A 22,465-nucleotide genomic window follows, 5' to 3' on the forward strand; every position below is an offset into this window, starting at 1 on the left:
TTATGGTTGCGCGAATCAAACAAGAAAACAGCAATCCGTTCCAGCGCGTCGAGGTTGACGGCATCAACATCGACATCGTCGAGAACGCCCTGGGCAATGCCCGCAATGAAATGGACGCGGTGCTGTTTCGCACCGCCATGAGCCCCGGCATCCGTGAGCAGGGTGACGCCTTCCCGATGATCGCCACCAGCGAAGGCAAGATGATCGTCGGTCAGTTCGGCTCGTTTATCACCGGCTTCCTGCGCAACTACGAGGGCGAGATCGAAGAAGGCGACGTATTCCTGACCAACGACCCGTATCTGTGCGGCGGGGCGGTCAGTCACCTGCCGGACTGGCTGGTGCTCATGCCGATTTTCAAGGGCGGGCGGGTGATCAACTACGCCGCCATGTTCGGTCATATGTCCGATGTGGGCGGCAAGGTGCCGGGCAGTTTGCCGACCAACGCCAGCTCGATCTGGGAGGAGGGCATTCGCATTCCGCCGGTGAAGTTGTATCGGCGTGGCGAGATGAACAGCGACATGCTCGACGTCATCCTGCACAACGTGCGCATGCCCCGCTGGAACCGCTCTGACCTGAATGCGATCGTCGCCGCCTGCCGTACGGCGAGTAAACGCTGCATCGAACTGGCCGAGCGTTTCGGTGATGACGTGTTCTACAGCGCCCAGCAGGAAATGCTTGAGCGCACCCATCGCGCCATGAAGGAAGTCATCACTCGTGTGGTGCCTGAGCATCGCCAGGAATTCGAGGACTACATTTGTGACGACGGCGCCGGCCTGGGGCCCTACACCCTGCGCTGCGCCCTGTGGCGCGAGGGTGACAAGGCGATTTTCGACTTCGAAGGCACCGACCCGCAGGCGCCCTCGTCGGTCAACTTCTACGTCAATGAGGAGATGTTCAAGATCTTCTTCGGTGCGCTGACCATCAGCCTGTTCGACCCCGCCATTCTGCTCAACGATGGATTCTACGACCTGGTCGAGGTGCGTATTCCACAGGGCTCGATCCTCAAGCCGAACTTCCCGGCGGCACTGTCCTGCCGGACCCACCTGCTGGGGCGGATCTTCGACATGATGGGTGGCCTGCTCGGCCAGGGGACACCGCAGGCGATGAACGCCGCAGGTTTCTCCGACTCGCCGCACTTCATGTACTCCGGCTACGACCAGAAGGGCGAATGGTTCCAGCTGTTCCAGATCGGTTTTGGCGGTATCCCGGGGCGCCCGGTGGGCGATGGCCCGGACGGTCACTCACTGTGGCCTGGCTTCACCAACGTACCCAACGAGTTCGTCGAGGCCTACTTCCCGCTGCGCATCGAGACCTACGAGACCCTCACCGATTCCGGTGGCGCCGGCTTGCATCGCGGTGGCAACGGGCTGCGTGTGGCCTACCGACTGCTGGTCGATGGTGACGTGTCGATCCATGACGATCGCTGGCTGACTTACCCCTGGGGCGTCAACGGTGGGGCGCCGGGCGAGCGCAGCCGCAAGGAGCTGATCCGCGCCGATGGCACAAGGCAGATGCTGCCGGCCAAGTGCGACAACGTTCAGGTCAAGGCGGGCGATCTGGTGCTGTTCGACACCTGGGGCGGTGGCGGTTGGGGCGATCCGTTGCAACGGGATCCGGCCAAGGTACTCGGAGATACCCGCAAGGGGCTGGTCAGTGTCGATGGCGCGCGTCGCTACGGTGTGGTGATCACGGGTGGCGCGGTGGATAACGACGCGACCGGGGCCCTGCGTGAAGTCATGGCCAGTGAGCGCGGCGAGATCCAGTTGTTCGACCGTGGCGGCACCCTGGACGAGCTCAAGGCACGCTGCCTGACCGAAACCGGTCTGCCGGCACCCACCACGCCGTCCTGGACCTGAGGAACCACTATGACTCTGGATTCACGCTCCCTGTCCCCGGCCCGACGCTATGCGCTGGTGCTGGTGGACCTCTCGGTCGGTTTTACCGACCCGAAGCAAAGCCCGCTGGCCAGTGACTGTCCGGGAGTGATCGAGGCCAATCGCACGCTGCTCGAGGCGTTTCGCCGACGCGGCTGGCCGGTGATTTTCACGACTGTGGCCTATGACGATCCCTCCCAGGCGCGAGTATTCCGCGAAAAGGTCCCGGCGTTGAACGTGCTGGTCGCGGGCTCGGCACTGGTCGAGATTGACCCGCGCCTGGCGCCGCAGGACGGTGAGCCAGTGCTGGTGAAGTTCTGGGCCAGTGGATTTTTTGGTACCGACCTGGCTCAACGCCTGCGTGACATGGACGTGGATGGCGTCATGGTCACCGGACTCACCACCAGCGGCTGTGTGCGGGCGACCGCTCTGGATGCCCTGCAGCATGAGTTGCGCGTGCTGTTGCCCGAGCAGGCGGTGGGCGATCGCGATGCGCAGGCCCATCAGGCCAACCTGCGCGACCTGCAGCTCAAGTACGCCGATGTGCGCGATCTGGAGGACTGCCTTGCGCTGCTGGATTAGTGTGCTGGCAGGGGTGGCTGTCGCCGGTTGCTCGGTAACAGCCCCTCCGGTCGCACCTCTGTCATCGGAGCTATGCAACGCATTCGTCGAGGCGTGGGTCGGCCACTTCAAGGCCAACGTCGCCAGGCTCGATGGCCAGACGACGACCTCCCTCGACGAAGCGCTGAGACAGTCTCGCCAGGCACTGCTCGTCGCTGGGCAGGACGAGGCCCAATGTCAGCGGCCGTACTGCATCGTGCAGCCCCGGGCGGGCGGGCGTCTGGACAGCTACTGCGGCTATCGGATCGCCGATCCCGGAGGCAACGAGTTGTACCGCTGGGTGCCTTGGGCACCTGCCAGACGCTGACGGAATAAAAACAGAAATCCAATTGCCGAGGTAACCACAGTGAGAGCACAAACGCTCTACGACAAGCTCTGGGATCTCCACCGGGTAGAGGACTTGCCCGACGGTTCAACCTTGCTTTATATCGACCGTCATCTGCTGCATGAGGTGACTTCGCCTCAGGCATTCTCAAACCTGCGCCTGACCCACAGAAAACCCTGGCGCGTAGATACCAGCCTCGCCACGCCCGATCACAACGTGCCCACCATGAATCGTGAACAGGGACTGGGTGGCATCAGCGACCGTATCGCCCGGCAGCAGATCGCCGTACTGGAAAGCAACAGTCGCGAGTTCGGCATCCGGTTGTTTGCGCTCAATGACATGCGCCAGGGTATTGTCCATGTGGTCGGCCCCGAGCAGGGCCTGACCCTGCCGGGCATGACCCTGGTCTGCGGCGACTCGCACACGGCCACCCATGGTGCGCTGGCTGCCCTGGCCCACGGTATCGGCAGCAGCGAGGTCGAGCACGTCCTGGCGACCCAGACCCTGCGCAGCCGCAAGCTGGAGAACTATCGCATCCGCGTCGAGGGCCAACTGGCACTGGGTGTCACCGCCAAGGACCTGGCCCTGTACATCATCGGTTTGATCGGCAGTGCCGGTGGCAGCGGGCACGCTATCGAGTTCTGTGGCGAGACCATCGAGACAATGTCGATGGAGGCCCGCATGACCTTGTGCAACATGAGCATCGAGGCGGGTGCCCGCGTGGGCCTGATCGCCTATGACCAGGTGACCGAGCAGTATGTGCGTGGCCGCCCACTGGCACCGCTCCCTGAGCACTGGGACGCAGCAACTGCCTACTGGCGCGATACGTTGCATTCCGATGCCGAGGCCCACTTTGATCGGCAACTGTTGATCCAGGCCGATGACATTTTTCCTCAGGTGACCTGGGGCACCTCGCCGGAAATGGTGAGCCCGATCAATGGCCATGTCCCGACCTTGGGCAGGGCACTCGATGCCCTGCAACGCCTGGACTGGGAGCGGGCCCTCGCCTATATGGACCTGCAACCGGGGCAGCGATTGGTCGGTGTGCCACTGGACCGTATTTTCATCGGCTCCTGCACCAATGGCCGCATCGAAGACCTGCGGGCCGCAGCCGAAGTGCTGCGCGGCCGCCGGGTGCATGCTCGTATTCGCCAGGCGCTGGTAGTGCCCGGCTCCGGACTGGTTCGCCTGCAAGCGGAACGCGAAGGTCTGGATCGTATCTTCAAGGCTGCCGGGTTCGAGTGGCGCTCGCCTGGCTGCTCCATGTGCCTGGGCATGAACGCCGACAGGCTGAGCCCCGGCGAACGCTGCGCTGCGACATCCAACCGCAATTTCGAGGGTCGCCAGGGCAAGGGCGGGCGTACTCACCTGATGTCGCCCACCATGGCCGCCGCGGCTGCAGTAGCCGGCGAGCTGACCGATTTCAGGAACCTGTAAGCATGCAACCATTGATCACGCACCGGGGCATCCTCATCCCGTTCAACCGTGCCAACATCGACACTGACATGCTCCTGCCCAAGCAGTACCTCAAGAGTCTTGAAGCGACGGGATTCGGAGGGTTTCTGTTTGACGACGAGCGCTACCTGGACCCAGGAGAAATCGACACCCCGCTGAGCAAGCGCCGTGAGAACCCTGGCTTCATTCTCAATCGCTGCGCCTATCGCCAGGGCAGTGTGGTGTTGGCACAAGCCAACTTCGGCTGTGGCTCAAGCCGCGAACATGCGGTGTGGGCGTTGCGCGACTTCGGCGTACGTGTGGTCATTGCCCCCAGTTTTGGCGATATTTTTCGCAATAACTGCTTCAACAATGGCGTGCTGCCGCTGGCGTTGGAGCAACCTGTGATCGACCAATTGTTCAAGCAGGCCGAGGCCTGGCCAGGGCTGGAGGTCGAGGTGGATGTGGAACGGCGCTTGCTTTCGGTAGGGGCCGAGGTATGGTGTTTTGGTCTCGACGAAGGACGCCGCCAGCGTCTGCTCAATGGCCTCGACGAAGTGGGCGAAAGCCTGGGTTACGCTTCGCAGATCAGTGCCTATGAAGAGCAGCGTCGGCTCAGTGAGCCCTGGCTTTTTCGTCGTTGAGTGTCCCTGAGCCTGCGCCTTATAAAAATAACAAAGGGGGAATCAAACCATGGAATTCGCCAACGCGGAATTCGACCGGGTCCGGATCTGCCTGATCGGCAACTCGCAACTGAGCCTGGTGGTACACAGCCTGATACCGGAGTTCGAGGCGCTGGCCAGCGTCACCATCATCGACAATATCTTCAACGATGCGGTCAAGGCGGCACGTGACCTGATCGAGCGCCAGCAGGTCGATATCTTTATCAGCGCCGGGGCCAACGCCTTCTACCTGCAGGACACTCTGCCGATACCGGTCCTGGGCCTGAAGGTCGAGCAAGCCGATCTGATCCAGGCCGTGCTCACCGCACGGCGTATTTCCTCGAAAATCCTGCTGCTGACCTACGAGCGGCAGGAAACCAACGTCGAGCTGCTGAGCCTGTTCGACGGTGTCGAACTCACACACCACACCTACAGCACTGCCGAGCACGCCAAGGAAATTTTCCACAGCGTACGCGACGAAAGCTTTGGCGTGGTCATCGGTTCCAGCTATGCCTGCGATCTGGCCGAGCACGCGGGATTGCAATCGGTGCTGCTGTACTCGCGCGAGTCCTGCCGGAACCTGCTGCGCAAGGCCATTCGCCACGCGGGTCAACACAAGCGTGAACAACAGCAGGCGGCCATCGGCCAATTCCTGCTGGAGCAGAATTCCCAGCCGCAGATCCTGACCAATCGCAGTGGCGGGGTGGTGGCGTGGAATGCGGCGGCCAGCCTGCTGATTCCTACCATCGGGCGCCGGCGACGGTTGGACGGCCTGCTCGACAGCAAGATGCTCGATGCCCGCAGCCTCAGGGCCGAAGGGCTGCTGCTGGGAGACCGCCTGTGCAGCCTGAACAAGCACCCCTTTGAGCTTGATGGCGAGTTGGTCGGCTTTCTTTACAGCTTCCAGCTCAGCCCTTTGGCCTTGCCCAGGGACGACAGCCGGCGGCTGGTGTTCCAGTCCGCCCGTATGGCCGAGGTGCAGAATCAACTGAACGTGTATGGCGCGACGCCCGGTACCGTGCTGATCCGTGGCGAGACCGGTACGGGCAAGGAACTGGCGGCGCGCCAGGTGCATGTTTCCAGCGGCAATGCCAAGGGGCCGTTCGTGGCAATCAACTGTGCGGCCATTCCGGCCGAACTGTTCGAGTCCGAGCTGTTCGGTTACGCCGATGGCGCGTTCACCAGTGCCAAGAGCGGCGGCAAGTCCGGCCTGCTGGAGAGTGCCAACAATGGCACGTTCTTCATGGACGAAATCAACTCGCTGCCACTGCCACAGCAAGCCAAGCTGTTGCGGGTACTACAGGAGCGTGAGGTGATCCCGGTCGGTGCGCGTCGGCCGATTCCGCTGAACATAAAGTTCGTCGCGGCCTGCAACGTAGACTTGATGGGTGAGGTGCGCACCGGCCGATTCCGCGAAGACCTGTATTACCGGATCAGCACCTTTAGCGTGCACATCCCGCCGTTGCGTGAACGTGCCGAAGATATTCCGCTGCTGACCAGCTACCTGATGCGTCGTGAAGGGCTGCGTTACGCCCTGGACGTGGAGCCCGATGCCTTGATCAAGGGCGTGGCCCCGCTTTTTCGCCGCTACCATTGGCCCGGTAATGTGCGTCAGCTGGAAAATGTGATCGAGCGACTGATTGTTTCTCAGCGCCTCTACGGCAGTTACGAAGCGTTGCTCGAAGCATTGCCGCAAGTAGTCCCGGAGTTTTACGCACCGTTGAGCGAAGGTGAGGGCGGTGGGCATTTGCACCACGTCGAGCAGGAGGAAATCGTCAAGGCTTTGCAACTGTTCGGTGGCAACAAGAGCATGGCGGCGGAATACCTGGGCATCAGCCAGACCACGCTGTGGCGGCGCCTTAAGCGATTACAGAACGGGGAAAACCAGGCTTGAAAAGGGCTTCTTGGGCGCGCATCGGTCATGAATACGCAGCGCGGCTGACCGCGCCGGAGCTGGGCTGGACAATCGCCAGGCTCATTCTTCATCAAGGATGAGATTCCAGTTCTTGAGACAGAGGCATTACCTGAAAAGCGCTGACTCGGGCACTGCCGGTATTTCCTGAAGGTACCCACAATCTGGAAAAAAGCAGCGCTGCAAAAACGCGTGGTAGCTACCCTGAAATCTCCCGTGGATCACAGGTTCGGATAACTGCCATCCCTACCGCGACCTTTTCGCGTCATACAAACGCGGGTGTCCCTCATGAATTCAATCTGCTCGCCGGCATTTTGGGGAGGCTAGATTCAGGTAAATATGAACGACGTTGGTTCGGTTTTGAGCTCAATGGCTGTATGCGAATTACCCTGAAAATCTTGAGTCTCGCGGCGTTGCTGTACTAATGCTCATTAGGAGTATTGTCTTTTTGCTGCCCAAAGCCCCCGCCACGTTCCCGTTCCCGCGACACAGCTAATTGCATGGACTTGACCACCCATTTACATTGCCACTGACCAGCCAATCACCTTCTGCGCAGCATTGATCAGCGTCTCGATCCGAGCGACCTGCGCCATTACCTCGCCGATTTCTATAGCCCGATCGGGCGTCCGTCGATTGATCCCGAACTGATGATCCGCATGCTGATCGTCGGCTATTGCTACGGCATTCGCTCAGAGCGGCGAGGCTGAGGAATACCGATGCCCGGCCGACAACCCATTGCGCAGCGAATGGCGAGCCTTCAAAAATGAGCGTTCACACGTCACCAAAGCCAACACCATCATCTTCCGATCCCGGCAGACCGACTGCGCTACGTGCCCGATGAAAGCCAAGTGCTGCCCGAACATTGCGTTCCGAAAGATCGCTCGCAGCGTCCATGAAGCCGCTCGCGATGTGGCTCGGCGCATTGCAGCAACGCCGGCATATCAGCGCTCTCGCCATGAACGTAAAAAGGTCGACATGTTGTTTGCCCACCTCAAGCGCATCCTGAAATTGGATCGCCTGCGGCTACGTGGCATGAGTGGCACGACCGATGAGTTCACGCTGGCCGCTGCGGTGCAGAACCTGCGACGGCTGGCCAAATTTTCATCTCAAGGGCCACCAGTCGGCGATCTGAAAATCCGGCGGCACAAAGGCGACTCTCTCCAGCAGATCGCCCAATTATTTGATCGAAACCACTCATCGATACAGCGCATCTTGGCGGAAACAGGGGGTACCCCAAGAACTCTACAAATCGCTGACGTGGGATCGCGGCAAAGAGATGGCTGACCATAAGCGTTTTACGGTGGCTACCGACATAAAGGTCTACTTCTGCGATCCTCATCGTCCTTGGCAACGGGGACCGAATGAGAACACCAACGGGTTGTTAAGGCAGTACTTTGCGAAAGGGACTGACCTTGCAGATCACTCGCAAGCCACACTCAATGAAGTAGCAAGGCAGCTAAATAGCCGCCCTCGAAAAACACTAAACTACGAAACGCCCGCTGAACGATTTAGCCAATCTGTTGCGTCGACCGGTTGAATCCACAGCCAAAAGCGGTCACTCAGCAGGCTGGCCCTCACTTTAGGTCTAGCCGAGCGATACGCAATTGGTTTGTCTAATACTTATGGCAATAAACAGACAATCCCATGGCGCGATTCTCGATTAATAGCGGGCTTGTTTTGGTGGGCTACTCAGAGCTTGAGTACGAAGATCCTCCCACGAAAAAGGCTGGCGCCCAGCGCGGGCTCACGACGCACTCCACGTCAAGGCGAAAATACTTTCACCCGGTACTTCAAAACGAATGCGTCCATCCTTGCACTCGACAGCTGCATCGCGGCTACGGCTGTCAGGGCCGAAAAGCGTGAGGGACGGGCAGGCAGTGACTGCGCCCTGCAGGCTGATCTGTTGCAGGCGGTCGCCCTTGTTTACGCCCAGCACGCTGCGTTCGTTGCCGCGGGCCATCGCCAGGGCATCGACCTCGAACGCGCTGTTGTCCATACGCTGGACCTGGTCGAGCCAGTGCGATTGGATGAATTGTTGCGCCAAGCCTACCGGTTTCAGCTCGAAGCGATCAGGCCCAGGCATGCGGATCATGCCTTTGAGGTGGTTCGGGTCGTCAGCGGCCTGAAACCAATTGAGCATGTCGAGCAAACCATCCTGAGCTGAATTGATAGCAACCGAGGCCCACCAGAGCGATGCGAAGTTCGTCTCCTGTTCGTAGGGGCTCACGCTTGAACCACTGGAGATATTGGTCTGGTCCAGCAAGAGCGCCTTACGTGGCCGGCCATCGGTTTGCAGGCCGACAACCTCCGCAGCCCGGCGCACAGAGTCGCGGTACACCCGCGTGGCCAGCAGGTCGCGAATCATCCACTCGTGCCAGGCCAAGGCGTCGATCTGCGGTGCCGATTCATCGAGCATGCGTCGGGCCCAATCGATGCCACGGTGCTGGGCGCCTTCTGGCGTAAACGGCCCATTGACGAAGCGCGAGCTGGCGGGCATGGCGATACGTACACCCGCTTCGCGCGCGCCCGGGTAGTCGCGCACCTGGCGATACATGGCGTCGAAGAAGTGCTTGTAGGTCTCATAGTCGCGGTAGTTGTAGTTCGGCTCGTCGGCAAACGACAGGTAGTGAGTGCCGCGACCCAAGGCCACGGTTGTCGCCAGCCAGGCGTCCAGGCCGGCGATGCTCTGGTTGTTGGCCTCCAGGTCGGCCTTACGCCGACTGCCAGCCAGCAAGGTGATATCCATATCGATGCCACCGCGTTCCAGATAAAAACGCCTGAAGGCATCTTCGTAGTGGGGCTGTGCGGCCATGATGTCGACGGCGCTGTAAAAGCCACCCGCACGGGGCTTGAGCGCGTCGAGTGCGGCGTGGCTTGCCGGCGGCGGAAGCACGTAGGGCAAGGCGACGCCCAGCCGCGGCGTGGGGCCAAGCACCTCGGGATGCAAGTTGAGTTCGGTACGACCGCTGTCTTGGCGCAGCGGCTGTAGGTGCTGGGGGCGCTGGGCGAACAGGTTGGCGGTGCCGTCCAGCCAGAAGGCCGCCTTGCCTCTACCTTGCAGGCGCAGGCGCCAGTCTTGATCCGTATCGCTAACAGGCAAGGCAATCTGGTCGAACCGCGGATAGTCCTGGTGGGGCTTGAGTTTCAGCTCGACGCTGTTGCCATCACCCAAACGCTCGGCACGCAAAACACTGACACCACCGAAATACTTGCCTGCCAGGATCGCATGTTCACCGGCGCGGACCTTGAAATAGAGGTCGACATTGGCTGTGGTCTCGGCACTGAAATGCACTTTTGTCGGCGCGAACAGGGCGACAGTCTTGTCGTCGTGCTCAAAGCGATAGCGCCTGAAGCTGTAGCCCGGGACTTCCACGCGGTAACTGGCAGCGCTGACGGGCAATGCCCAGATTTGCTCGCCGCGCCCTTCGCTCGCGGGGATAAAGCGCTCGCCCCGTAACTGCCCTTGGCCGTCCAGCAAGTAGATACGTTCTTCATTGGCGTCGGTTTGCCAGGCCGGTACCCAACTGACGCGCAACGTGTCGTCGCGACCTGGCTGCAGATAAAGGCTGCCGTCGCGAATATCGCCCCAGCGCATGGGCGCGGCGTGGGCCAAGCTGCTGAGTGCAAGCGTCAATACGACAATGATGCGTTTCATACGGTGCTTTCCACTACGTCTGTCCCAATCCACGGAAACTTGGCGTTCTGCCATTATTCGCCCTAAACAGTAGTCTCGATGTAACGATCGTGAGAAAAAAAAGCGTGGATCGACGATGAACGGTATTAAAGATTTATATGTTTTTGTTGCGAGCTGATGCGGTTGTGAAAAGACTATTGATGTCCCACGTATTAGCAGTTTTTTTGACGCCGTAATTGCGTCAATAGTGCATTTTTCATTTCGCGAAAAAACCGACTTGCTCTTTTAAAGAGCGATGCTAACGTGATATCAGGTCAGCGGTTTGTTATGCGTCATTTAATCGTTTAGATCTTGCGCTAGACCCTTCAGTGCAACAGTGGGAGGGGTTGCAATCATTCCGGGAACGGGTGGCACGTTACCTGGGTGAAGCCGGGCAAGACCATCGCCGCCCCAGCGGAATGGTCATCGCAGGTGAGTCCAAGACGTGCCGCCTATGCAAGTAAGGGAGCCTGGATATGCGCGCGGAGAAGCGGTTTTATTCGCTGGACAGTTTCAGGGGGCTGATGGCCCTTTCAGTGATGATCTATCACTTGCGCGTTAGCGACAGCTTTACCGAATGGTTGTTATTTCGCCATGCCGAAGTATTTGTATCGTTCTTTTTTGTACTAAGTGGTTTTGTCTTGACGCATGCTTATGGCAACTCTCTGCAATTTAATTTTCGCAAATTCTTCATAACGCGCACCTTCCGCTTGTTGCCGCTGCACCTCTTCATGTTGGGTGTCTTTATACTGTTAGAGTGCGGTAGGTATATGGCCGTCCAAAAAGGTATGGAGTTCAACAATGCGCCATTTTCTGGAAAGTTTGCCCCGGCTGAAATTCTGCCTAATGCGCTGCTGTTGCAATCGTGGACGCACTTGACTAATCCACTGTCGTACAACTATCCGTCCTGGAGCATCAGTATCGAGTACTACACCTATATGATCTTCGCCGTGATCCTGAGCATTGCCTTCGGCGTCAAGACATGGGTGTGGGCGACGATGGTCTTCGTGGCCCTGGCGCTGATGTATGCAGGCAATACCTTCTTCACCATTGAGTCGCTGCGGGGCCTCGCCTACTTTTTCACCGGCTGCCTGGCTTATGCCGTGTACCTGAAGCTACCCCATCCCGGCCGGGCCAAGGCCTGGTTGCTGACAGCGCTTGAAGTAGTGGCGGTTGCAGCGGCGCTGGTCTTCGTGGTCAACGATTTTGCAGGCAAGTCGTTGCTGGCTAGCCCGTTGTTCGGTGTCATCGTTGTGATATTCGCCTTTGATGGCGGGGCGGTGTCGCGGTTGTTGGCGGGACGGGTCTTCGGTTTTCTTGGCAAGTTGTCTTATTCCATCTACCTGACCCACGCGGCCATTCTGTTTTGCGTCGTGTCGGTGTTCATGATGGCGAACAAGGTCCTCGGCGTTGACATCACACCGATGATCGACGGGACCCGCTACCTGGACACCGGTAATGCACTGTTCAACAACGTCATCGCGTTACTGGTAGTGGCATCGGTAATTCTGGTGTCGATGTTCACCTACCGGTATGTCGAAATGACCGGGCAAGCCGTTGGTCGAGCGCTTGGCAACAAACCCGCGCGCAGAAGTCCCGTGTTGAGACCTGATGCTGACTAAATGCCGGGCTGGCCGGACGGTGGCAGCGTTTGCCTTACGGATTTACCTCACGTTCAACGCATGCTTGCGTTGGCAACTTTCCGCGTCAGACTGAAAAGGTTTACGCCATGAGTCCCTTCCCCCAGGCTCCAGCCGACAAGCTGGACAGTGTTCAAATGCTGCGCGCTATCGCAGCGCTCGCCGTGGTTTTTTTTCATATTCCATTGTTTCGCAATGGCGACTGGGGCGTGGATATCTTTTTTGTGATCAGCGGCTTCATCATGGCCATGGTCACCGCTCAATCAGGCAGCCACTTTTTTACCAAACGCGTTATCCGTGTCGTTCCACTGTACTGGCTCGGTACCCTTGGTGTTTTCGGCGTTGCCCTGTTGGTGCCGAGCCTGCTGGACAACACCACGGCGGATGTACCTGGCTTGCTCAAATCGCTGTTTTTCATCCCATACCAGAAAGGTCAGTACGTCCAGCCCTTGCTGTACCTGGGTTGGACCCTGAACTTCGAAATGTTCTTCTATGCCCTGTTCGCCATCTCCATGGCCATCAGCCACCGCCACCGCCTGCTGATTTGCTCGAGCCTGCTTCTGGCTCTAGTACTGTTGGGCAACCTGGTGACGTTCGACGCGCTGCTGGCCAAGTTCTACACCCAGCAGATTCTCGTCGAGTTCGTCCTGGGCATGGGCTGCTACGCCGTATACGCACGCACGGCTGCGTGGCGCGCTGCCGGCCCCCGCCATGGTGCACGCACAGCCCTGATAATGATCGGCCTCGCGGCCCTGGTTTACATGCCCCTTTCCGGTGGCGTGGTGGAGTCCCTGGGACGTGGGCTGGCCTTGGGTATACCAGCAGCGGTGATCTTCCTGGCACTGGTGCATGGATTATCGGGGGTCCGCTTGCCGGGGTTGCTTGTATTGATCGGCGATGCCAGTTATTCCCTTTACTTGTTTCACCCGTATGTGTTGAAGGTCTTCAATAAGGTATTCCATGTGTTCGACGCACCGGGCGCCTTCGCCTATGTCATGACTCCTGTGAGCATCGGCCTGTGCTGCGTCGTGGCAATCGGCATTTACCGCTTGGTGGAATTGCCTATGACTCATTGGCTGCGAGGCATTTTCATCGACCGGAGGAAGGTGGCCAACCGGCCGCAAGTCTTGCCCGTAAGTGGTGGTGAGTAATGCAGCGCAGCCATGGCCACCACTTCCTGGTCGCTCCCGCGAAGCGGGTAGCTATATGGACGCCTTCGCCGGCAAGCCGACTCCCAAGAATCAGCGTGGCTATCTCGGCTTTCAATTTTGCTTACGTCAAATTTCCAGTTACAAACAAGCATGTGGGGTTGAGTGTCCAAAATATTGACAGCCGTTGTCATGGGTCGGACATCAGATGAATAGCTTCAGCTCTAAGGATGGTCAGGCGCATGGCTCAAGGCAAGTACCGTTCAGACATTGATGGGCTGCGGGCTGTAGCGGTGATAGCGGTACTTCTGCATCACCTCAACACCAGCCTGCTGCCAGGCGGTTTCGTTGGCGTTGATATCTTCTTTGTCATCTCCGGCTTTTTGATCACCTCCCAGGTTTTTTCCGAGGTCAAGCGCAACGTTTTCTCGCTGAAGAGTTTTTATCAGCGACGCATCAATCGCATTGTTCCTGCACTGGTAACGGTACTGCTGGCGACCGTGATCGTCGGGGCTTTTATCCTTTCTCCGGTCGACCTGATCCGGCTTAATGTCAGCGCACTGTTCTCTCTGCTGGGCGTTTCGAACATCTATATCTGGGTCAAGTACGGCAACTACTTCGCCGCCGACGCCAGTGAAGCCCCTCTGCTGCATACCTGGTCACTGGGTATTGAAGAGCAGTTCTACGTTATCTGGCCGCTGTTCATCGTGTTGCTCTATCGCTTGGCGCCGCGCTATGTGTTGCCGATATTGGGCATTGGCGTGGTGGCCGCGGTTGGCCTTTCAGAATATGCGACAGGTGTTTTTGCCACAGCCGCGTACTACCTGCTGCCTACGCGTTTTTTCGAATTGATGCTGGGTGGGCTGCTGGGGATCTACCTGCATCAACCGCGCATCATCGGGAAACTGGCGGCCCATGGCATGGCCATGGTGGGCTTCTTGCTGATCGGTTTTTCGCTGTTTGCCTTGAGCGCCAACTCCTCCTTCCCTGGGATCAACGCCCTGATCCCGTGCCTGGGGGCCGCGTTGTTGATCCTGGCCGGCAGCGGCGAGACGCGCTCGCGTTTGCTCACCAGCCGGCCGATGGTGTTTATCGGCCTGATTTCCTACTCGCTGTATTTGTGGCACTGGCCGTTGATTGCTTACCTGAGTTACTTGGAGATCCCCATCAATTTACCTGTCGGGGCGATGCTGATCGCGGCCTCGATCAGCCTGGCGTGGCTATCCTGGCGTTATGTCGAGGTGCCCTTTCGGCGTAACGGGGCGACGTGGCACTTTTCTCGGGTCTTCGTCCGTCGATTCGCCATTCCGGCATTGGGACTGGCCGCATTGGCGGTGCTGAGCCTGCAATTCAACGGTTTCCCGCAACGTTTCAGCCCTGATGTTTCGCTACTTGAAGCGATGACCCTGAAGAAGCCGAGTGAGATTCGTAAAGGCTGCCACGTCACCAATTCGTTGTATGGCACCGGACCTAATGACGCGTGTCGTTTGGGGGTCAAAAAAGAAGAGTTGGACGGCATCATGATCGGTGATTCGTTTGCTAATCACTTCACCGGCATGGTCGACATTCTGGCCAAACCGAACAACCTATCGATCATGGATTACACCATGGACTCGTGCCCGCCGATCATCGGCTACACCGCCGACATGTCCCCGGTCTATGCCGCCCATTGTGCAAAACGTAACGAACGGGTGTTCAGCCTGCTTGAGCAGAAAAAATTCCGCTACGTGGTACTGGCGGCAGTTTGGCCCAGGGACGCGATTGCCAAAGACATCGTCGAAGCGAGTATCAAGCGTGTGGTGGAGAACAGCGGCCAGGTCATCGTCATCTTGAGGAATCAGGACATTGAAAAGGCCGCAAGCTGCCCGATTCGCCGCTTGATGTTCGGTACCGACCGCAATTGCTCGGTCCCCGAAAGTGCCTTGGCACCCTATTGGGCGGACGTGCGGGTGAAGTTTCCGCAAGTGCGCTTTATCGATCCCAATCAGGTGATATGCCCGGCAGGTGTGTGCAGTCCGATTATCCAGGGACAGTTGCTGTACCTGGATGATGCGCACTTGAGTGAAGTGGGATCGCGTTTTATCGGCCGCACGTTACTGGATCGAGGCTACTCGCTGCTGCACGACCCGGTGGCGACCCCGCGTACTGCCGAGGCGACGCTTGATGCCCCCGGTGTGAGTTGGCAACTGTAGATACTCTGTTCACGGTCAAGCGTTCGCGAGATGTTTTTCGCTAAAGAGCTTGGCCATATTAAATTCTTCGCCAGAACGCATGCATGCCCATAACCCGGCCGAATGAGCTTTCGACTCGAGTCCGTAATTTTGTGAGTTGGATGTCTTCAGAAGCTGGTTCGGTCCGCTTCGGGTCCAGCCTGTGTGAAAACGCCAGTGATTGTCTAACCTTCTGATCGTCGAGATCGTGTCGGGGGCGATCATGAAGCGATTCATTGAAGGTGAGGGTCGGACGCAAGTCACGTTGCTGCCTGAGCGCCTGGACGATTACATAGCTGAAGAAAATCCAGTGCGAGTGGTCGATGTTTTCGTCGATGAACTCGACCTGGGCGCGGACTTCAAAACCATTGCCGACTTTCGCAAAGACAACGGCAAAGCCATTCGCAGCGTATGCCGCCAGTTCGTAGTGCTTTGTCGCAACCTCAATCTCTTCTCTCAGTCGATCATCGCCATCGACGGCAGCAAATTCAAAGCCGTCAATAATCGCCACCGCAACTTCACTCAGGGCAAGGTGAAGGCACGCATGCAGCAGATCGAGCAGAGCATTGATCGATATCTGGCGGCGATGGATTCGGCGGATCGGGCAACGCCCGAAGTGGCCGAGGCCGAAGCAGAGCGGCTTAAAGAAAAGATAGAAACACTGAAAAAGCAGTCGCAGAAACTCAAGCAAATCGAGGCGCAGCTCCACGAAAGTCCAGACCAGCAGATCTCCCTCACAGACCCAGATGCCCGCTCAATGGCTACGAGCGGCCGAGGCACCGGAACGGTTGGCTACAACGTGCAAACAGCTGTCGACGACAAACACCATCTGATCGTTGCCCATGAGGTGACCAACGTTGGTAATGATCGTGGGCAACTGAGCAATATGGCGAACCAGGCGCGTGAAGAAATCGAGGCTGAATCGCTAACGGTGGTGGCCGACCGAGGCTATTACAAAGGTCTGGAAATCCTCGCTTGCGAACAAGCCGGCATCACACCTTCGTACCGAAACCCCTGACATCTGGCAGCAAAGCCGAAGGCCGATTCGGCAAGCAGGATTTCATCTATCTTATTGCGTCGGACGAGTATCGATGCCCTGCGGGACAGTTACTCACCAGGCGGCATTCGTCGATGGAAGACGGCATGTTATTGCATTGTTACTACTTCTCGGGCTGCCAGTCCTGCTCAATGCAAAAGCAATGTACGGCGGGTAAGTAGCGCCGTGTGAAACGCTGGGAACATGAGGCTGTAGTCGATGCGATGCAAGTTCGGCTAGAACATGATCCAGCGATGATGAGGGTTCGTCGACAGACCGTTGAACATCCTTTTGGAACGCTCAAGTACTGGATGGGAAGTACCCACTTCCTGACCAAAACCCTGCCGAGGGTGAGCACTGAGATGAGCCTTCATGTGCTCGCCTACAACCTCAAACGAATGATGAGCATCTTCGGCATTGCAGGACTGATTGAGGCGATCAGGGCGTGAATCCAGCTGCTTGATCGTCCGTGAGGTCCAATTCTCAGAGAAGGTTTCATTGATAGGGATGAGCGAAAGCAACTGGTCACCGAGGCCACCAAGCGTTATGCCCAGGCCGTTGAAGGGGCAGTAGCGGCATCCGGCTATTAGCGGCACCGTCTGCACCGTCTTTACTAGCGGAAAAAATGTAAGGGGTTGGCGAACACACCTTGCCGACCTCCACATATCAAGACTCAGGATGCGCATCCTTACCCTGAGAATCGCTGCGCATCACCTACCCGAGACAGCAGCCGGTATGCGGTATTTTCGCGCGTACGGATCTGTGCGGGGGCGGGAGGTTGTTGACGCCGACGCCGAATTGACCCAACTGCCGATGTACGCCGGGTACCGTACCGTTGCGAATCTGATTGCGGATCGCTTGGGGGCATTGCGGTGTTCCGTTTTAGCTCCAGCGCCGGCGCTGGAACTCACTGATCTTGATCAGTTCTCTTTTCATTGGATACTCCATGCCGCGCCACCGTTCACCGGCAGGCAGTGAGTTGTAAGGTTTTGGTTTGCAATCGGATGAATTAGCTCGGGGACACTGACGTTGCGTATCAGGGATTAGCTGATATACGAGGAAGGCTTGGTCGAATAAGGTTCAGTAGTTCGCCCTGCCAGCTGTTTCAGAGAAATGCTGAGTGGCCGCAACTGGTCAGGGTGGGCTTACTTCTCATCGTTCAGCGCCTTTAAAGCCGACTCTTTCCATGGTGTCAGCTTCACCAGTGACGGCACGCCTGCCGGGAGATTGGTCACCAGAATAGGAACCTGACAGCGCTCATCGGGATTCCAATCAAACATGTACACCTCGAAGAACCAGGCTTCGCGCCTTCAAATGTCTCGGGTTTACCTAAGCCTCGTTTCCTACGATTTCTCGCAGTAAAACGACCCAACTCACTCAGTCGTGTTTTCGAGGCATTGAGGGACATCCGAACTTGACCAAGCGCTCCTGCAACTGCACCAGAAACTGCTGAGCCTGCCATTGCGTCCTGAAACCCACCATGCTGTCATCCGCGTAGCGCACAACGATCACATCGCCACGGGCATGTTGCTCGCGCCACTGCCTTGTCCACAGATCCTGCACGTAGTGAAGATAGATATTCTCCAGCAATGGCGATCGAGCGCCGGCAACAATAAAGCAAACTCTCGGATGAAATGGGGGCTGCGCATTGCCAGGGAACGTTATGCTCCGAGGTATGCGGGATGCCCCGACGTCGAAATTGTTCTCGTCATTGAAGTCATCTTCCCCACTGACGAGAGACTCAGTCATGAGCCCAAAACCGCGTGTCGCGAAAAAACCTTGGAGGGACGTCTCTAGTTCACGCTGACACCAGTCGTTTGATCCAGTCCAACAGCACGCCAGGCAACAGTTCAGGTCTGTGCAGCAAGGCATATTGCCGCGAGCCGAATACCGCTGGCAGGTAATTCGCCGCCTGGCGGTCGATGGTCAAACAGAAGGGATAGATGCCTTGGAGCTTGGCTTCGGTTACGGCCTGACGCATGTCTTCAACGCCGTAGCGGCCTTCGTATTGGTCGACATCGTTCGGCTTGCCGTCGGAGAGAAGTAACAACAGACGGTGCGTGACGGCTTCGCGCATCAGCAAGGTGCTGGCGTGGCGCAGGGCGGCGCCGGCCCGGGTATAACGTTCCGGTTCGAGGGCGGCAATGCGCCGACCGACTTCATGGCTGTAGCGTTCATCGAATGCTTTCAGGGTGCGGATTGTGACCCGCTGCGGCCCTTCGCCGGAAAACGCCAGCACGCTATAGGGTTCGCCCAGACTCTCCAGCGCCAGACAGACCAGCAGCAACGCCTCGCGCTCGACATCAATGATGCGGCGATGGTGCGACAACCAGCTGTCGGTGGAGCCGCTAACGTCGATCAACAACATGATCGCCATGTCGCGCCGGCCACGACGCTGAGTCTGATACAGCGCCTGCGACATGCTCAGGCCGGCGCGGGCCTCGGCGCAAGCGTCGATATACGCTTCCAGATCGATTTCGTCGCCGTCCCATTGTTTGCGCAGCCTGACGCGTTGGGCCCGCAGACTTTCGAATTGCCGGCGGATGGCATCCAGCACCGGACGATGAGTATCAAGGGTTCGCTCGACCCACTGTTGCGGGCCTTCCCGGGCGGGACACAGTTGCAGGGTCGCCCCCGGATCACGGTAGACCTGGTGGCGAAAATCCCACTCGGGATAGCTGATTGCATGGTTGGCGAGGTCCTGTGCACTGTGCTGAACGCGGGTCCGTGGCGGGTCGTCGGACAGCAGCACTTCTTTCGGGCGACCTGCCGTCACCACCAGTCGGGCTTCGTTGAGTTCGGACAATGACTCGGCGAAATCAGCCGCAGGGGTGTCAGTATCCCGGTCGGTCGGGCGTTGCATGCCCATAGGGTCTTCGGCCTTTTCCAGCGGTTCGGCGGGTTGCACCATCCACAGGCCTTGTTCCTGATCGTCGTCCTCATCGGCACAGGCCTCGCGCGCAGTGGGCTGACGTGTGAGGCGGGCACTGCGCGGCAAGGCATCGTCGGTGTCGATTTCGCCAGGCAGGGGCGACACTTCCTGTCCCGCCGACGGCTCGCGCAGGTCGCCGGTCCAGGCATCGAGAAACAATAGATGAGCGCCGAGCCCGTGAGACGCTTCGGCGCACAGGAGACGTTGCGCGAGGGTTTCTGACAGTTGCAGCGAATCGGCGGCGTGGGTGGGTATCGCCAACCCTTCCAGAGGCACGCCGCATTCACTGTTCAGCAATAAACGCAGGAAGTTTTCCAGGGGTTGTCGCTGGCTGGGAAAGGCGTGAAGCGGCGGGCGGGTCGCCAGGGCATGCTGGCGCAAGCCATGGATCGAGGGCGCCAACCCCGGCAACAGGCGTATCAAATCCGCATCAGCAGCCCAAGCTTCGAGAAGTAGATAGACGCTGCGCTGCATCGGGTTGTCGAGGGCTGACAGGGCGTTGGCACTGCCTCGTCGGGCGCGCATCGCCTGTTGCAAGGCCAGGGTTCTATAACGCTCCAGCGTCAGCGGGTCTTCACTGCTGCCCAGGTCCGCCGGCAGCCAGATGGACACGCCATCGGTCGCCGGGACGGCGCTTTGTCCACACGGTTTTTCGTTACGCAGCAAAAGCTTTTTCAGTAGCGTGGGCGGTGAGGGTGGTTGCGCAATACGCAGCGAATAATGGCTGTTGAAGACCGCCTGGATCAGTAAATCGAGGTGTTGTGCAACATCCCCGAGGGCGACGATTTTTGCAGTGTCCGAGGGGGCCAGGTGACGCCGCCACAACTCCTGTGCATACACCGTCGCGTGGCGTGCGACATCGGTGATGACGTCCTCGGCTTCGGCCATCTAGATAAACGTCAGGTCGACGAGGTCGCGCATGGCAGCGACCAGCACCGCGTCATCGGACAGCGGCGAGATCAACGCGACCCGGCAGGCGATGGGCGCAGCAATGCCGCTGGTAATCAGTCGCGCAGTGGCAATCAGCAGACGGGTACTGGGGACTTCCGCCAGTCCTCGATCCTGCAAGGCGCGTAGCCGCTGGGCGAGGGTGACTAGGGCGTGGGCGGTGGCGTGGTCGGTTCCACCTTCATGGATAACGATGGCGATTTCGCGCTCGGCCGGCGGGAAGTCAAAGTCCAGCGCCACAAAGCGCTGTCGGGTACTCGGCTTCAAATCCTTGAGAATCCGTTGGTAGCCGGGGTTGTAGGACACCACCAATTGAAAGTGTGGCGAGGCTTCGACGATCTCGCCGATTTTGTCCAGGGGCAGAATGCGTCGGTGGTCGGTCAGCGGGTGCAGGACGACAATGGTGTCTTGCCGCGCCTCGACCACCTCGTCCAGGTAACAGATCGCGCCTTCGCGCACGGCTCGGGTCAGCGGGCCTTCTGTCCAGTGGGTGCCTTGGTGACCGATCAGGAAACGCCCGACCAGGTCGCTGGCACTCAAGTCGTCATGGCAGGAAATAGTGATCAGCGGGCGTTTCAGACGCCAGGCCATGTGTTCGACAAAACGGGTCTTGCCACACCCGGTGGGTCCTTTGAGCATGATTGCCAGTTGCTGTGCATGGCATTGCTCGAAGATCGCCACCTCGTCGCCGCTGGGCTGGTAATAGGGTTCAGCTTGCAACGGCGCGGGTTCTGCGGCCGACAGGTGCTGCTGCATTCGCGAACGATCCATTACAACGCTGCGCCCGACGCACGAGGCGCGTCCAGAACCGGATCGGCTTCATCGACATTGAATTGCGGCGCATGGCGGAAAAAATCGAAGATAAACAGCCCGACACCCAGGCTGAACATCGACGCCGTCGCCACCAGCATCAGGAAATGCACCTGAATCTTCAACTGCACATCCAGATAGCCCATGCCGAGAATGCGTTCCAGGTACACCTGGGCAATGCCCGCAGTGGCAAATGACAGGGTCATGCCGAACATCCCTCCCAACTGCAGCCAAAATGCCCAATAACCGATACTGCTTTCTTCCACGGGACGACGGGTCATGCCTGGCAGCGCATAGGTGATCATCGCCAGGACAATCATGACGTAGGCTCCATAAAAGGCCGCATGGCCGTGCATGGCGGTGATCAGGGTGCCATGGGTCCATTTGTTGACGTCGGGAAAGGTGTGGGCCAGTCCCAGGAGGCCGGCGCCAAACATGGTGAACAGGGCGCTGCCCATGGTCCAGTGCAAGGCCAGTTTGTTGGGATGAGAGAGGCCGGATCGGCGCATTGCGTTGTAGGCGTAGATCGCCATGCCGACCAGCGCCATAGGCTCAAGTGCACTGAAGAAGCCGCCCAATGGAAGCCAGTAATGGGGGACGCCGATCCAGTAATAATGGTGGGCGGTGCCAAGGATGCCGGCAATGAACACCAGGCCGACAATGACGTACAGCCACTTCTCCATGACCTCGCGATCAGCACCGGACAGTCTGATCAGCAGATAGGCCAGAAAGCCGCCCTGGATCATTTCCCAGACACCTTCGACCCACAGGTGAATCGTCCACCAGCGGTAGTAGATCGACACCACGTAGTTTTCATAATGCAGCAGCGCCGGCAGATAAAGCACGGCGGCACTGGCCAGACCCAACAAAAGAACGCCTTCGGTGGCAGTGAAACGCCCGGCTTTCTTGATGGTCATGCCGATGTTGTAGAGAAACATCAGCATGCAGATCACGATCACGATCTTGTGCGGCAGCGGTTGTTCGAGCAGTTTGTTCCCGGTGCCGTAACCGAACAGGTAGCCCAGCACGGCGGTGACGCCCATGGCCGTCCACAACCCGAGCTGGATATAGGCCAGTTTGGTGCTGTGCAACTCGCCACGGGACTCGTCCGGCACCATCCAGTAGGTTGCCCCCATGAACCCGGTCAGCACCCAGACGATCAACAGATTGGTGTGAATCGCCTTGGTGACGTCAAAGGGCAACACGTCGAGCAGGGGATCCGGTCCGAGGTATTTGGCCG

Annotated in this window: 16 protein-coding genes and 4 pseudogenes; 13 read left to right on the forward strand and 7 right to left on the reverse strand. The window is 58.6% G+C overall.

Translation table 11 applies throughout. The annotated features are described in order from the left end of the window. Positions 1-2 precede the first annotated feature (2 nt). Genes FQ185_RS15085 through FQ185_RS15110 form a run of 6 tightly spaced genes read left to right on the forward strand, consistent with a single transcriptional unit; the run spans position 3 to position 6,810 of the window. Positions 3-1,856 (forward strand): hydantoinase B/oxoprolinase family protein, encoded by a 1,854-nt coding sequence (locus tag FQ185_RS15085; protein WP_149418094.1) that lies wholly within the window; start codon positions 3-5, stop codon positions 1,854-1,856. Positions 1,857-1,865: 9 nt separating this feature from the next. Then, positions 1,866-2,456: an isochorismatase family protein gene (locus tag FQ185_RS15090; protein WP_149418095.1), complete on the forward strand. Its 591-nt coding sequence runs from the start codon at positions 1,866-1,868 to the stop codon at positions 2,454-2,456. Beyond that, positions 2,440-2,802: a hypothetical protein gene (locus FQ185_RS15095; RefSeq protein ID WP_149418096.1), complete on the forward strand. Its 363-nt coding sequence runs from the start codon at positions 2,440-2,442 to the stop codon at positions 2,800-2,802. Before FQ185_RS15090 ends, FQ185_RS15095 begins: the two co-directional genes overlap by 17 nt. A 39-nt stretch (positions 2,803-2,841) precedes the next feature. Then, positions 2,842-4,257 carry a 3-isopropylmalate dehydratase large subunit gene (leuC, locus tag FQ185_RS15100; protein ID WP_149418097.1) on the forward strand — a complete coding sequence of 472 codons (1,416 nt, stop codon included), beginning with the start codon at positions 2,842-2,844 and terminating at the stop codon, positions 4,255-4,257. 2 nt (positions 4,258-4,259) lie between these two features. Then, a complete protein-coding gene (gene leuD, locus FQ185_RS15105) occupies positions 4,260-4,898 on the forward strand; it encodes a 3-isopropylmalate dehydratase small subunit (protein ID WP_149418098.1) in 639 nt (212 codons plus the stop codon). A gap of 49 nt (positions 4,899-4,947) precedes the next feature. Then, entirely contained in the window at positions 4,948-6,810 is a 1,863-nt protein-coding gene (locus FQ185_RS15110) for a sigma 54-interacting transcriptional regulator (RefSeq protein WP_149418099.1), read from the forward strand. Between the two features lie 91 nt (positions 6,811-6,901). Here the strand turns inward: FQ185_RS15110 and FQ185_RS15115 are convergent. Continuing rightward, positions 6,902-7,027 (reverse strand): annotated as a pseudogene (locus FQ185_RS15115) (DUF3703 domain-containing protein); the annotation flags it as partial. Positions 7,028-7,484: 457 nt separating this feature from the next. Between FQ185_RS15115 and FQ185_RS31095 the strand changes: the two are divergent. The 3 genes and pseudogenes from FQ185_RS31095 to FQ185_RS15125 all read left to right on the forward strand — a co-directional run. Continuing rightward, the gene (locus FQ185_RS31095) at positions 7,485-7,535 is read left to right on the forward strand and encodes a hypothetical protein (protein WP_371926623.1); all 51 of its coding nucleotides are present in this window, start codon (positions 7,485-7,487) and stop codon (positions 7,533-7,535) included. Further along, positions 7,528-7,950: pseudogene (locus FQ185_RS15120) on the forward strand (transposase); the annotation flags it as partial. The gene FQ185_RS31095 and the pseudogene FQ185_RS15120, both read left to right, overlap by 8 nt. Before the next feature lie 106 nt (positions 7,951-8,056). Next, positions 8,057-8,365 (forward strand): annotated as a pseudogene (locus FQ185_RS15125) (IS30 family transposase); the annotation flags it as partial. A gap of 207 nt (positions 8,366-8,572) precedes the next feature. Here the strand turns inward: FQ185_RS15125 and FQ185_RS15130 are convergent. Next, positions 8,573-10,483: a hypothetical protein gene (locus tag FQ185_RS15130; protein WP_149418100.1), complete on the reverse strand. Its 1,911-nt coding sequence runs from the start codon at positions 10,481-10,483 to the stop codon at positions 8,573-8,575. Between the two features lie 494 nt (positions 10,484-10,977). On the opposite strand from FQ185_RS15130, the gene FQ185_RS15135 reads away from it, so the two are divergent. From FQ185_RS15135 to FQ185_RS15150, 4 genes and pseudogenes are all read left to right on the forward strand, one after another. Continuing rightward, a complete protein-coding gene (locus tag FQ185_RS15135) occupies positions 10,978-12,123 on the forward strand; it encodes an acyltransferase (protein WP_149418101.1) in 1,146 nt (381 codons plus the stop codon). 107 nt (positions 12,124-12,230) lie between these two features. Further along, on the forward strand, positions 12,231-13,292 hold the full coding sequence (locus FQ185_RS15140; protein WP_149418102.1) for an acyltransferase: 1,062 nt from the start codon (positions 12,231-12,233) through the stop codon (positions 13,290-13,292). 239 nt (positions 13,293-13,531) lie between these two features. Next, positions 13,532-15,481: an acyltransferase family protein gene (locus FQ185_RS15145; RefSeq protein ID WP_149418103.1), complete on the forward strand. Its 1,950-nt coding sequence runs from the start codon at positions 13,532-13,534 to the stop codon at positions 15,479-15,481. Positions 15,482-15,722: 241 nt separating this feature from the next. After that, positions 15,723-16,984: pseudogene (locus FQ185_RS15150) on the forward strand (IS1182 family transposase). 696 nt (positions 16,985-17,680) lie between these two features. Here the strand turns inward: FQ185_RS15150 and FQ185_RS30640 are convergent. The 5 genes from FQ185_RS30640 to FQ185_RS15170 all read right to left on the reverse strand — a co-directional run. Continuing rightward, the gene (locus FQ185_RS30640; protein ID WP_256730420.1) at positions 17,681-17,815 is read right to left on the reverse strand and encodes a hypothetical protein; all 135 of its coding nucleotides are present in this window, start codon (positions 17,813-17,815) and stop codon (positions 17,681-17,683) included. A 97-nt stretch (positions 17,816-17,912) separates the two neighbouring features. Beyond that, positions 17,913-18,284: a hypothetical protein gene (locus tag FQ185_RS30645; RefSeq protein WP_256730418.1), complete on the reverse strand. Its 372-nt coding sequence runs from the start codon at positions 18,282-18,284 to the stop codon at positions 17,913-17,915. A 49-nt stretch (positions 18,285-18,333) separates the two neighbouring features. Beyond that, positions 18,334-20,355: a nitric oxide reductase activation protein NorD gene (locus FQ185_RS15160; RefSeq protein WP_149418104.1), complete on the reverse strand. Its 2,022-nt coding sequence runs from the start codon at positions 20,353-20,355 to the stop codon at positions 18,334-18,336. Next, positions 20,356-21,171 (reverse strand): CbbQ/NirQ/NorQ/GpvN family protein, encoded by an 816-nt coding sequence (locus FQ185_RS15165; protein ID WP_149418105.1) that lies wholly within the window; start codon positions 21,169-21,171, stop codon positions 20,356-20,358. Between the two features lie 14 nt (positions 21,172-21,185). Next, positions 21,186-22,465: cbb3-type cytochrome c oxidase subunit I (locus FQ185_RS15170; protein ID WP_149418106.1), on the reverse strand; the 1,280-nt coding region annotated here is incomplete at its 5' end.

Source organism: Pseudomonas sp. ANT_H12B (assembly GCF_008369325.1).
GTDB lineage: Bacteria > Pseudomonadota > Gammaproteobacteria > Pseudomonadales > Pseudomonadaceae > Aquipseudomonas.